Annotated in this window: 11 protein-coding genes; 7 read left to right on the top strand and 4 right to left on the bottom strand. The window is 57.5% G+C overall.

Annotated elements, in window-relative coordinates; genetic code table 11:
- Nucleotides 1-220: 220 nt before the first annotated feature.
- Genes FS819_RS11030 through FS819_RS11015 form a run of 4 tightly spaced genes read left to right on the top strand, consistent with a single transcriptional unit; the run spans nucleotide 221 to nucleotide 3977 of the window.
- A complete protein-coding gene (locus FS819_RS11030) occupies nucleotides 221-796 on the top strand; it encodes a hypothetical protein (RefSeq protein ID WP_234625120.1) in 576 nt (191 codons plus the stop codon).
- A complete protein-coding gene (locus FS819_RS11025) occupies nucleotides 793-2178 on the top strand; it encodes a 7-cyano-7-deazaguanine synthase (protein WP_234625121.1) in 1386 nt (461 codons plus the stop codon). The genes FS819_RS11030 and FS819_RS11025 overlap by 4 nt, the downstream gene beginning before the upstream one ends.
- Nucleotides 2162-3352, top strand: coding sequence for an XRE family transcriptional regulator (locus FS819_RS11020; RefSeq protein ID WP_234625122.1), 1191 nt, complete (start codon nucleotides 2162-2164; stop codon nucleotides 3350-3352). The genes FS819_RS11025 and FS819_RS11020 overlap by 17 nt, the downstream gene beginning before the upstream one ends.
- Complete coding sequence (locus tag FS819_RS11015; protein ID WP_234625123.1) at nucleotides 3327-3977, top strand: PIN domain-containing protein; 651 nt, start codon at nucleotides 3327-3329, stop codon at nucleotides 3975-3977. The genes FS819_RS11020 and FS819_RS11015 overlap by 26 nt, the downstream gene beginning before the upstream one ends.
- Nucleotides 3978-4391: 414 nt before the next feature.
- On the opposite strand, the gene FS819_RS11010 is transcribed toward FS819_RS11015, so the two are convergent.
- Entirely contained in the window at nucleotides 4392-4793 is a 402-nt protein-coding gene (locus FS819_RS11010) for an ester cyclase (protein ID WP_156546788.1), read from the bottom strand.
- A 20-nt stretch (nucleotides 4794-4813) separates the two neighbouring features.
- Nucleotides 4814-5413 carry a nitroreductase family protein gene (locus FS819_RS11005; protein ID WP_156546785.1) on the bottom strand — a complete coding sequence of 200 codons (600 nt, stop codon included), beginning with the start codon at nucleotides 5411-5413 and terminating at the stop codon, nucleotides 4814-4816.
- Between the two features lie 123 nt (nucleotides 5414-5536).
- Between FS819_RS11005 and FS819_RS11000 the strand changes: the two genes are divergently transcribed.
- The 3 genes from FS819_RS11000 to FS819_RS10990 all read left to right on the top strand — a co-directional run bounded on the left by FS819_RS11000 (nucleotide 5537) and on the right by FS819_RS10990 (nucleotide 9856).
- The gene (locus FS819_RS11000; RefSeq protein ID WP_194417297.1) at nucleotides 5537-5893 is read left to right on the top strand and encodes a winged helix-turn-helix transcriptional regulator; all 357 of its coding nucleotides are present in this window, start codon (nucleotides 5537-5539) and stop codon (nucleotides 5891-5893) included.
- Nucleotides 5894-6361: 468 nt separating this feature from the next.
- Nucleotides 6362-7537, top strand: coding sequence for an aminotransferase class V-fold PLP-dependent enzyme (locus FS819_RS10995; protein WP_156546784.1), 1176 nt, complete (start codon nucleotides 6362-6364; stop codon nucleotides 7535-7537).
- A gap of 156 nt (nucleotides 7538-7693) precedes the next feature.
- A complete protein-coding gene (locus tag FS819_RS10990) occupies nucleotides 7694-9856 on the top strand; it encodes a GMC oxidoreductase (RefSeq protein ID WP_197433997.1) in 2163 nt (720 codons plus the stop codon).
- Between the two features lie 173 nt (nucleotides 9857-10029).
- On the opposite strand, the gene FS819_RS10985 is transcribed toward FS819_RS10990, so the two are convergent.
- Together FS819_RS10985 and FS819_RS10980 are read right to left on the bottom strand one after the other, a co-directional pair.
- Nucleotides 10030-11436: a DEAD/DEAH box helicase gene (locus tag FS819_RS10985; protein ID WP_475378345.1), complete on the bottom strand. Its 1407-nt coding sequence runs from the start codon at nucleotides 11434-11436 to the stop codon at nucleotides 10030-10032.
- Between the two features lie 356 nt (nucleotides 11437-11792).
- Nucleotides 11793-12116: a hypothetical protein gene (locus FS819_RS10980; protein ID WP_015916828.1), complete on the bottom strand. Its 324-nt coding sequence runs from the start codon at nucleotides 12114-12116 to the stop codon at nucleotides 11793-11795.
- Between the last annotated feature and the right edge of the window lie 86 nt (nucleotides 12117-12202).

Below are 12202 nucleotides of genomic sequence, written 5' to 3'. Positions count from 1 at the left end.
CTTATTTTCTTTGGCCAACGGTGTCCGGTACCGCAACGTGATCGGGCTTCCTAGAAGTCCGATACGCTTTATGGCTGGCTCATTCGTGACCAAAGCCGTCGGTGGATCGCGATGTTGGTCTGCGACGATGGCATTCCACTGGTCCAAAATGTCAGGACATATCCATTAAATATTGACTTTGTCAGATTACGTGCCTATGTTGCCGACATGGGAGGCGATCATGACTGATGGACCATTCAGAAATGCGGAACTGCCCAGCCGCTGGAAGCGCTACGGCCAGGAACTGGTCAGTGATGCCGCGAGCCCGGAAGAGCGCACGATGCATGCGTGCCACAGCATGATTGGTGACGTGGACATGAAGGCATTCAGTCCTCTTTTCGATGAACTCAAAGCTCACGCCGGGCGTGCCCAAATGGACCTGGACCCTGTCACGACGGTCGAAACGATTTTCGACAATCATGCGCCGTTGCCTTTGACGGACGCCCTACAACGGCATTTGATAGCCAACCTCCAAGATCAAATGTCTCCCGACAAGGCCCTCGGTGAGGCGCTCGAAAGCACGGCAAAAGAGTGGATCGGCATTACCAAGAACCGCCTCGACGAAGAATGCATCCGTGCCCGCGAACTCGGCGATATGAGCCGAGAAGAGTACCGGAAGGGAATCGAGCGGAACCGCGAGACGTTCGCTGCGATCAAGTCCAGTGAACTCAGCGACGCCTTAGCAACGGGCAACAAGCGCGCTTTCAGTCAGGCAGTTCAGAAGAAAGCCGGCGTAGACGCGGGGCCCGAGGAGTGAGCACCCATCCGAACAAGTCATCGATGCCAAACAAGCGCCTGTTCGTTATCGAGAAGGGGCAGAAGCCGGGCCGCACCGTCCCGAAGGACGCGGCGACCGCAGAGGTCGGCCGGCACATTCGTTTCGACGCAGCGGTTCTGGATACCTTCGACGTGAAGGGGTGCGAACCGCTGCATTACGACTTGCTGGTCCTCTGTGCCGCCGTCGAGTTCGCTGACCGTCGTTGGAAGCGTCCGCTGGGCTGGCGCCGCACCTTGGATGTGACCCTTCCAGTTATCGACTTCAAGAGTTGGCAGAAGCCGGATGTCCTGAAGAGCCTTCATAGCGTCTTGAACCATCTGACCGGCGACTCGTGGCGATTTACCTTCGTTCAGGCGAAGAACCTGTCGCCTATCGGCTCGCGGCAGATGCCGCTGGACTTCGGCAAGACCAAAACCTTCGCTGTCGCCTATAGCGATGGTTTGGATTCCCGTGCCGTCTCAGCTCTCAGCGGGGACAAGGAACAGGCGCTCTGTATTCGCGTCGCCGGCAATCGCCAGCGCCGGAAAAATGGTGACAGCTATTTCACGCGAATTCCGTTCAAGGTTAAGGGGTACCGCGGCAACGAAAGCAGCTTCCGCTCGCGCGGATTCCAGTTTGCGGCGGTGACGGCGATTGCCGCGCAGCTCTCAAGCGTGCCGCGTATCGTAGTTCCGGAGAGCGGCCAGGGCGCGCTTGGTCCCGTGCTGCTTCCGCTGCACAACATCTACGCCGACTATCGTAACCATCCGACGTTCTTCCGGAAGATGGAGCGGTTCATCAAGGCATTGCAGGGCTACCGGGTCCAGTTTGAGCAGCCGCGTCTGTGGTCTACGAAAGGCCAGACGCTACGCGCATTTTTGGGCATAGCCGGAAAGTCCGAAGGGCATCTGACGAGTACCCATTCCTGTTGGCAGACCCGCCGGATCGTCAATGTAGGTGGCAAGAAGCAGTGTGGCCTGTGCGCTGCCTGCATGCTGAGACGCCTCAGCATGCATGCCGCTGGCGTCAACGAGGCACCTCGAACGTATGTCGTGTCCGACCTTGCCGCGTCTGACGCTGGCGATGCTCTGTCGGTCATACCCCAGAAGGCTGATCGGGACATCATGGTCGAGTACGGAAGCGTCGGTGTGCGCCACCTGCAGCATCTCGCGGACATGAGCGGCTTGCCTGACGACGACCTTCGCGTTCACGCCTGGCAAATCGCGGCCGCAATAGGGGAAAGCTACGAGGAAGCTCTGAAGAAACTGAGGACGATGTTGGTAACGCATGCCGAGGAATGGCGGGCATTTCTGTCCGCACAAGGAGAACAAAGCTTCTTGAAGAGCTGGATGGATGGAGGGCGCTATGGGCGATCTGAATGAGCTGAGCGCACAGGAAATTGGACGTCGGCTACGGATAGCACGGGAGAATGCAGAAATCCGCCAGGATGACGCGGCTCAAGTCATCGGCATGTCCCGCCCAACGCTGGTATCAATCGAGAAGGGTGTGCGCCGGGTGCGCATTCAGGAAATCCAGATGCTCGCCCGCCACTACGGCGTATCGGTGAACGCACTCCTCCGCCGAGAAGCTGTGCATACCGATCTGATGCCCCGCTTCCGCAAATTGCGGGAAACCGAGGACGCACACACCAACGAAGCCGTTCAGTTGTTCAACGACCTAATCAAAGCCGACGTTGAACTGGAGAACATCCTCGGCATCCAGCGGCGGCGAAATTATCCCCCGGAGCGCGGCATCAACGAGGGCGACGTTGTGGCCCTGGCCGAAAAGCATGCGAAGGATTTGCGCGACTGGCTGGGTCTTGGTCCGGGACCGATTGCTGACATCTTCTCGGTCATCGACCTGGGTCTCGGCATCCGGTTGTATCAGCGCCGGCTTTCTTCCGGTTCGAAGGTTGCCGGTCTTTTCACCTACGATGAAAGCGTCGGCGCGTGCATTCTTCTCAATGCCAACCATCCATTGCCGCGGCGCATCCAGTCCGCGGCGCATGAACTCGGCCACTTCTATGGCACCCGCCAGACTCCGGAGGTGCTTGAAGACGATGAGAAATTCCTGTCACGCGATGAGCGTTATGCTAACGCTTTTGGCCGTGCATTCGTGACGCCAGCCGAGAGTTTCTCGGAAAGCTTCCGCCAACTGAAGGAGATCACCGGCAAAACGACCCGGCGTCTGATCATTCTCCTCGCCCAACAGTATAATATCTCGCGCCAAGCGTGCGCTCTCCGACTCGAGGAATTAGGCCTTGCCAAGAAGGGCACCTGGGCCTGGTTCGAAAACAACGGCGGCATCACCGATGAGCATGTCCAGGAGGTTCTCGGCGAAATGACCGATCGCCGCGATCCAGCGAAGAGCGACGCGGACCGGCCCATTTCCCACCGCATGAGCCTGATGGCGCATGCCGCCTGGAAGCGTGAACTGATGTCTGAAGGACAGTTGGCGGAACTATTAAAGGTGGGCCGAGTGGAGCTTCGCGGCATTATTGACCAGATCGAGCTTGAGGAAAGAGAGACGGATGAGTTGCTCAAGCTCCCTGATTGATATCGCGGATCCGCTTGTTCTCGACACGAGTGTTCTGATCAATCTTCACGCTTGCAAGCATGGCGAGCGCATCCTCACGGCCATCCCTAACGATATCGTCGTGCCGGAGATTGTGGCTGGAGAACTGGAGCACGAGACGAGCCGCCGTAACGGCGAGCACAGCTTTCTGCACGGCCTCGTGACGGGTGGAATCGTGACTCTCGCCAATATAACCGACGTGGAATACGAGATATTCCACGAACTCACGTCGACCTCGCCTTCGCTGGACGACGGCGAGGCCGCGACGATCGCGGTCGCCGCCTCTCGATGTCTCCTGCCGGTTATTGATGAACGAAAGGGGCGTACCCGCGCCGGCATCCTAATGAAAGCGCGACCGCCTGGCTGGTCGTTAGACCTCTTTTGTCATCCGACGGCCATCGCCGACCTCGGCGATCAACCTGCCGTCGAAGCGCTGTATCTCGCCCTTCGCGACGGTCGTATGCGAATCCCATCGGAAAGGGCGGACGACGTCATCGCGCTCATCGGCCTGGAGCGTTCACGCAGTTGCACGTGCCTTCCTGGGTATCGAGAACGATTTAGTCTGGGACGGGATGTTCTGGACGCTCTCGAAACGCCGCCAGCTTAGAGCTATGCGAACTTGCGAAACATTGCGACGGCCGCTTTTTCACCCCGCAGCTTTTGCAGCCTTGGATCTGAAGTGCGCTAAAGTGGGTATTGTCGCTCAATCGACTCAAAGGAGAGCTGTGGAGGGCATTAGAGGGCGATAGCGTAGACATAGTTCTCATCATCGCCTGAGACGGCGCGCCATTTTCATTAAATTTCCACGGCGCTGTAAGATTTTATATCTGCTGTATAATTCGTTGAATCGATTCTGGTTTAAGGAATTATGCAGAAGGGTGCCGGATCAAGGTGGCGACAAAGATTTGGAGCTTTTTTGGGCTTCGATCCCTTGATTCGGACCTTTTCTTCAGCCCCCTCGTTCCGAGACAGGCGCAGACGCAGACGCGCAGATGATTCCGCGCGCCGGCTATTTCAAGGGTCAGCTTATCTGCGCGACGATCTTCATGAGGTTCAGAATGCCCCAATGCGCGGTAATGAACTCGCCTTCGACCTCCAGCACATCGATAACGTCGAATGTTATACGCCGTCCGGTTGGCGGAATGCCGTTAAAGGGGCCGGAATGGGTAACGGAATAGACCTTGCGGGTGGTGACGAGGTCGCCTTCGGCGGTCTGGAAATCGATCTCGCAGACAGGTTCGGAGAAGGAGGCGTGGAAAGCACGGTAGAATGCCCGCACGCTGTCGCGATCAGGTGAAAAGCCGGGCGTGGGCGTGTGGTCGATGAAATCTGGATGCATCAAGGCATCGAAGACGGCGTAATTGCCGCCGACTTGAACCTCTTCAATGAGTTTTCTGACAATCGCCTTTTTATAGTCGCTCATGATTCTGGTCTCTATTCAGTTCAAAGGGGAAATGTGCCGTGGAAAGCGGAGGCGTCGACAGGGCGGCGCGGGCTTGGTGCCTCGCGTCCGCGCAGCGCCTCGGGAAGCTGGTCGGCACTGGCGCGTCGCCCGATCGCGATGACCACCTGCATGGCATATCCCTCGGGCATATTGACCGCTTCGGCAGTCTTTACCGGGTCGATGCCGCCCATGGCATGGGTGGACCAGCCCTTCAGATGGGCCTGGAGAGCCAGATAGCCCCAGGCTGTTCCCGCGTCGAAGGTGTGGCCGGGATTGGGTACCTCCGCATCGCTGCCCGGTGGAATGAGAGTTGTCTTTGTGGTGATGACGATCAGCGCTGCCGCATGTTGCGCCCAGACCTGGTTTCCTTCCCAGAGCGCCGCGATGACTCCATCAAATTGCGATTCTCCGCGAAAGCTGTAAATAAAGCGCCAGGGCTGGGCGTTCAGGCCGGAGGGTGCCCAGCGCGCCGCCTCCAGCACGCCAAGCAGATCCTGTTCGGAAATCGTCTCTTCGGTGAAGGCGCGGGGAGACCAGCGATCCACGAAGAAATCTTCGATTGGGTGTTCCGCTGTGCGGGAGTTTGTCTTTACATCCATTATTGAACCTGCTCTCTTCTAGTTACCAGTCGCGCCAGGCTATGGCGCGGCGGTAAGCGGCGCAAGAAAGGGAGCGAGAAATTACCTGGTAACCCTGAGGTAACCGGGCAATCGTTTAACGTGATGGAAACTCTGGAAAACAACCTGGAAAATTGCCCCATACGCGATGTGCTTCACCGCGTCTCCGACCGCTGGAGCATGCTGATCGCTCTGCACCTCGAAGGGGGAACGCTGCGGTTTTCAGAGCTTAAGCGATGCATTCCCGATATTTCGCAGCGGATGCTGTCGCAGACGCTCCGGCGATTGGAACTGGATGGCCTTGTCGAACGCCGGGTCTATCCGGTTGTCCCGCAGCGGGTGGAATATGACCTCACTCCGCTTGGGCGTTCCTTGTTGGTACCGTTTCATCTGATGAAAAATTGGGCCGAGGCCAATCATGCAACGATCCGCAAATCCAGATCGTTGGGGCTTGATCGTTAAAAAGCATCGGCTTTTGGCGAATAGATCGATTAAGCGATGGGTGCCGTTCTCTAGCTTTCATGCGCCGTATGACCTGTTGAATACGCCGCTAAAAGCCTGGGACCATCGCTCATCAAGGGCTGCTCGGTATGGGCGCGGTTGGATCTGAAGCCGATTGCGAAAACGGGTCGATTGCGGTACGGAGCCTCGCGCTGCCTTGCTGCCTGCTGTTGAAGCTTCTCCTAATAAATAACATAACATATTGTTCTTGCTTATGTATCTCCAAGTCTAGCTCTTGGAGATCATGAAGCTGGCTCCGCGTGCGCCGGCAAAATCCTGACGTCTCCGTCCTTACGGCCCCGAATGACTTTTTTTGGGTTGAAAAAAACAATCAAAAATTACAGTTACAATTTAGGGTAGTTTTAAAATTTACTGACTGCTAATTCTCGCGCGCAGTCCTTAAACCTCCCAGGATTAACGAGGCGAATTATGAATGAAATTGTAAAACTTATTAGCAAGCATAATGATGTGAGAACGGGTGCTATTAACCTGATCGTCAGTGAAAACCGTATGTCTCCGGCCGCTTTGGCCGCTCTGAGTTCCGACCTTGCGTCCCGATATGCGGCGCCATTTTATGCCGGTACCGATATTTCCCAGGAAATCGTCTCGATTACCGAGCAGAAGGCCAAAAAGCTTTTCAACGCCGAGTATGTGAATATTTCCCCGATTTCCGGTAGTGCGAGCCTGATGGCCGTTGTGTTCGCGCTGACGTCGCCGGGCGACAAGGTTGGGCGCGTGCCGCCTTTCTTTCCAGGTGGCGGCTATCCCTTCAATTATGAGGTGTTTGACCGCGTCTCCTTGCCGCTTCCTTTCGATGATGAAGAGTGGCAGCTTGATCTGGAAGCCACTCTGGAACTGCTTGAGCGGGAAAAGCCGAAACTGGTCATTCTTGGTGCGTCGATCTTCACCGTTCCCATGCCTGTGCGCGAAGTGGCCGATCTTGTGCATAGCTATGGCGGCATCGTTGCCTATGATGGCTCGCACAGCCTTGGCCTGATCGTTGGCAAACAGTATCAGGACCCGCTCAACGAGGGCGCGGATATTCTGTTTGGTTCGACCCACAAGACATTCCCCGGTCCGCAGGGCGGCATTATCGTCACCAACAGCAAAGAATTGAACGATCGCATCGACATCGTCTCCAATTTCACGCCGTTGAACGGGCCGACGATGATTTGCAATCCGCATCTGGCGCGCATCGCTTCGCTGGGCATCGTCATCGATGAAGTGCCGTGGGAGCGTTATGCCGAGCAGGTGGTGAAGAACTCGCGCGCTTTCGCCAACACGCTGCAAGCCAAGGGCTATGAGATGCGGGGCCAGTCCACCAAGAAATTCTCGGAACTATCCTATTGCCACCAAGTGCTTCCTAAGCTCGACCGGCAGATGGGGCAGGGATATCGCGATAAGCTGAAGCAGCATAACATCCATGTGGATGGCTTCATGCGGGTCGGCACGGCGGAAATCACCCGTCTTGGCTATGTCGAAGCCGATTGCACGCGCATTTCTGAAATCATGGCGGAGATTGTCTCCAGCAATCAGAATGTCATTCCCTCGCTTCGCCGTGAAGTCGTCGAGATGAATGCCAACCACCAGCACATTGTCATGTGAGTTTGATTTCCCTTCCTGTCGAACGGTTGGGAAACAAGTTTTCCCGAAAAACAACCATGAAACGTAACAGGCCTGTCCGGTGCTATCCGGACCGGACAGGCCTGCCCTGAACCTCATATTTCTTCCGAACCCAATATTTTCTAGGGGGTCTTTATCGTGTCTTCGAAAAACATTTCGGCGCCAGCCGAAGAAATTGCCATTCCCGGAAATGGTGGTCCGCCGGTTTATGAAACGATCATCATCGGCTCCGGCTTCGGCGGCAGCGTCGCCGCGCTCAGGCTATGCGAGGCCTTCCAGAAGGTTGATCGTCCCAAGGGTACCGGTAAGCCCGTGCTGCTTTTGGAGCGCGGCAAGGACTGGTGGGGCAATCTGACAGGCCAGCCCACCACCGCGCCGCCGTTTAGCAACTATCGCCAGCCGGATGGCCGCGCTGGCTGGATGGTGAATGTCGAGCCGTTCGGCACGCCGCAATCCCCACCGGTCACCTATGGCCAGCCAGAGGATTTGGGTGACGCGACCGCCAACTTCAATACGATGACCACCTATGCGCAGCGCCCGATTCCGGTCTATCCCGGCCTGGTCGAGACGATCACCGCTTTTGATGGCAGCTTGCCGACGATGACCACCATTGTCGGCGCGGGGCTGGGCGGCACGTCGCAGGTCTATAACTCGTTCTTCCAGAAGCCGTCGCAACTGGCCTTCACCCTGGCCTTCCGCGACCCGGAAAATCTGGATTCCTACGAGGATGTGCTGCTATCCTATGGCGAACTGGCGCAGCATTACGATACGGTCGAGCAGATGATGGGACCGAAAACCATCGACGCCAAGGAAAACAAGGTGTCGGTGACGGTGCCGGTCAGCAGCGATGCGGACCTGACGGTCTCCTATCCGCTCAAGGACAGCCCGCCCTATCTCTCTACCCGTAGCTTCAGGGCGCAGGTCGAGAAGATCGATGAGGTCGTTAAGTCGGGCGCCGTCGAAACGCCGATCCAGTCAGTCACGCTGGAATATACCAAGCTGGCGCTCGACTGGGGCGTGGTCTGCAAGGAAGTCAATGCTGAAATGCTGCCGTCCGCCATCATCGGCGAAATGTGGTATGGCATGAACAGCTATTCGGTCTCGACCAAGCCATTGGGGAAAAAGGAATTGCTGGGCGTCAAGAAGGCGCTGGACCAGAACTACCTGAAACAGGCCAAGGAAACCGGCCTACTTGACATTCAATGCCTCAGCAATGTCACCAATGTCTACCAGGATCTGAGCTCCAACAGTGTGAGCCCGGTCTATGTCGTCACTGTCGAGGAGATCTCGCCAACCGATGTCGCCAATCCGACATCGGTGACCTATCGGGCGAAGAACGTGATCTTCTCGGCTGGTTCTATGCATACGGCATCCATGCTGCTGGAATATTCCAACAACCCCAATCCGCAAGCGCCTGACACCTCCGGCCTGCCAGCGTTGAGCAAATATGTCGGCCAATTCTGGGGCCAGAACGGTGATGTCACCGGCACCCAGGACATGAGCTGCAAGACGCGGCCTTCGGACGGCGGTCCCGGCTCGACCGATGCCTCCTTCTATTTCGTCAAGGACGAAAGTCTGGATCACGACCTTTCTGACGACGAGCTGAAGGTGGCCTTCGACGATTCGATCGACTACATGAAGAGCCACAATTCGGCGTCTTTCATTCGCCTCATGCTCTATCCGGCCTGGTTTGACGAAGCCGACAATCTGCAAAATACCTATAATATGTCGGTCTGCTATCAGCCAGCGCCTGGCTATTTTGTAGAGGATGCGGCATCGGCCAGTTCTTCGGGTCGTACGGTCTATAGTCTTTATTATCCCAATACGCCGGATGCAGGCACGGTGCCTTCCAAAGATGGCGACACCAATGTCGGCGTGCTGGATTCGATCACAGCGCTGGCCACTGTGCTGACTGAATGGGGTGAGATCAATGCCAGCAAGGACGGCGAGAGCCTGATCCTGCGCAACGGCCCGCTCTCCTATCGCGGTGCACTGCCGGCTCTGCAATCGACCCGGCTGCATCACGCCCGGCTCTTGGAAGGCTGGAACTCCAACACGGTGAAGGAGGAATTCGTGGTGGCCTATGGCGTCACGGCCCATCCGCTTGGCGGCTGCGTGCTTGGCAAGGCCTGTGACGGATTCGGCAGGGTCAAGGCGGCCAACGACACGCCGGTACCCGGCCTCTATGTGGTCGACGGTTCTCTGATTCCCGGCTCTACCGGTGCTGCTACCCCGGCCTGGACCATTGCTGCTGTGGCCGAATATTGCCTGGCGGAAATCACCAAGGATATCGTCGGCTGATGCCGCATCAAGCAGCCCGTTTGTTTTGAAAATAGACGGGCAAGCAATCATGATAAAGGGCCGTGTGTTTGATGAAACACACGGCCCTTTTGCCACTTTCAGCCGTTTTTCATCTGTTCTGGCGAAAGAAAAAGGCCGGAAAAACCGGCCTTTCGCAAAATCACAGAGGAAGATTAACGCTCGCGGCGCTGGCCGCCTGCACCGGCGCGGGCCGGGCCGTCCTGGCGCGGACGGTCGGGGCGGCGGGCCGGGCGACCATTGGCTGGCTTGTTGCGGTTGGCCGGGCGGGCAGAACGCTGTTCGCCACCATTGCCTTCTTCGCGTGGGCCACGGCCTTGCGGACGGCCATCCTTGCGGGCCGGGTTGCCATGGTTGCGGTTTCCGGCACCTGCGCCAGCACCACCGCCACCTGCACGACGGGTCGGACGGGCAGGGCGGCCACGGTCAGCCGGAGCTTCACCGCTGGCAACGGAAATTTCAATACCCATCAGCCGCTCGATGTCGCGCAGCAGACGAGCTTCGTCGGGACCGCAGAAGGCGATCGCAATGCCGTCGCGGCCAGCACGGGCGGTACGACCGATGCGGTGGACATAGGCATCCGGTACTTCCGGCAGGTCGTAGTTGAACACATGGCTGACAGCCGGGATGTCAATGCCGCGGGCGGCAACGTCGGTGGCGATCAGCGTGCGGATAGACCCATCGCGGAACCCCTTCAAGGCGCGCTCACGCTGGCCCTGGCTCTTGTTGCCATGAATGGAGGCAACCGAGAAGCCGGTGATTTCCAGATGCTTCATCAGCTTTTCCGCGCCGTGCTTGGTGCGCAGGAAAACGATGGAACGGCCATCGGGATGATCGGCAAGGGTCTTCTTCAGCAGTTCGGTCTTATGGTTCTGGCCGTTGACGAAGTGAACATACTGTTCAACCTTGTCGGCGGCCTTGCCCGGAGGCGACACTTCGACGGTGACCGGATTGTTGAGGAAGCTACCGGCCAGATCAGCAATCGCCTTCGGCATGGTGGCCGAAAACAGAAGGGTCTGGCGCTTGGCCGGAACCATCTTGGCAATCTTGCGCAGGTCGTGGATGAAGCCCAAGTCCAGCATCTGGTCGGCTTCGTCCAGCACCAGATGGGTGACGGCGCGCAGCGAAATCGCATTGCGGGAAATCAGGTCCAGCAACCGGCCCGGCGTGGCGACGAGAATGTCGGTGCCACGTTCCAGCTGAAGTTGCTGCTTGTTGATCGATGCGCCACCAACCACCTGGTTGATCTTGATCGGGGTCTTGCGAATGAAGGATCGCAGATTATCGCCGATCTGGTTGACGAGTTCGCGGGTCGGGGCAAGAATCAGCGTGCGGGTGGTGCGATTGTCGGGACGGCGTTCGTCCTTCATCAGCAACTCGATGATCGGCAGACCAAAGGCAGCGGTCTTGCCGGTGCCGGTCTGGGCAAGGCCAATCAGGTCGCGACCGGCCATCACCACTGGAATGCCCTGCGCCTGGATGGGGGTAGGGGTTTCGAAGCCAAGCTGGGTCAGCGTGGCGACAACAGTCGGCGAGAGGCCAAGTTCGTTAAAACTGGTCAATTCATAAACCTTTCGGGGCGCCAAGACACTGAGCCACGATCGCCTCATTGCGATTATAGCGGTCTTTGGCGTCAAGAACCCCGCGTGAATTGGGAACTTGTAAGTTGGAAACGACTTTCGGTGCGTTTGACCGCTGATGCGGTCATATATGAAGCACCCATACCTTTTTTGCATGACAGTGCCGAAATAGGCAAAGCCGGAATGCAGTGGCGCGCTCACGCGGCGGCCGGAAGGCTGAAAGCTTGCGCCGCTTTTGCGCGTTTTGCGGCCAAATGTCAAGCGCCCGCCCATCATGGACGGGCGGGCGCTGAATATTTCTACTATATACCCCGTCTGGGTGACGGGCGGCAGATCAATTACCGGGGGCAGACCTGAACGCGGTAGCTGTCGCCCCATTCATCATAGCGCCGCTCGAAATGGCACGGAGCCGCGTAGACCGGACGATAATAGGTCCGATAAACCGGTGGGGGCGGTGGTGGTGGGTCATAGGACCGGTAATAGCGCGGTCCCCCATCCATTCCGTTGACGATGGCGCTGCCGACGATGCCACCGACGGCACCGGCTGCGACGCCACCCCAGAACGGGTCATGGGCCTCTGCGGCAGGGGCCGTCGCCATCAGCGAGGCACCTACGAGAGTGGCGACAAGGCCCGCAGACATACTCATGCGAAATACGGACATGGTTTGATCCTTTCAGAACTTTTTCTCCGAAGAGAATGCTATGAAGATGATCCTGAAAACGGGCAGATTAATGATGGAATTGTGGA

Source organism: Allorhizobium sp. Av2 (genome assembly GCF_021462805.2).
Taxonomy (GTDB): domain Bacteria; phylum Pseudomonadota; class Alphaproteobacteria; order Rhizobiales; family Rhizobiaceae; genus Allorhizobium; species Allorhizobium vitis_G.
Note: the sequence above shows the minus strand (reverse complement) of the source record. Positions and strands in the feature narration are given on the sequence as shown.

Bases quoted from the DNA above. Each gene is read 5' to 3' on its own strand.
- FS819_RS11030 (WP_234625120.1), top strand. From the start codon at position 221: ATGACTGATGGACCATTCAGAAATGCGGAACTGCCCAGCCGCTGGAAG.
- FS819_RS11020 (WP_234625122.1), top strand. From the start codon at position 2,162: ATGGGCGATCTGAATGAGCTGAGCGCACAGGAAATTGGACGTCGGCTA.
- FS819_RS11015 (WP_234625123.1), top strand. From the start codon at position 3,327: ATGAGTTGCTCAAGCTCCCTGATTGATATCGCGGATCCGCTTGTTCTC.
- FS819_RS11010 (WP_156546788.1), bottom strand. From the start codon at position 4,793: ATGAGCGACTATAAAAAGGCGATTGTCAGAAAACTCATTGAAGAGGTT.
- FS819_RS11005 (WP_156546785.1), bottom strand. From the start codon at position 5,413: ATGGATGTAAAGACAAACTCCCGCACAGCGGAACACCCAATCGAAGAT.
- FS819_RS11000 (WP_194417297.1), top strand. From the start codon at position 5,537: ATGGAAACTCTGGAAAACAACCTGGAAAATTGCCCCATACGCGATGTG.
- FS819_RS10995 (WP_156546784.1), top strand. From the start codon at position 6,362: ATGAATGAAATTGTAAAACTTATTAGCAAGCATAATGATGTGAGAACG.
- FS819_RS10980 (WP_015916828.1), bottom strand. From the start codon at position 12,116: ATGTCCGTATTTCGCATGAGTATGTCTGCGGGCCTTGTCGCCACTCTC.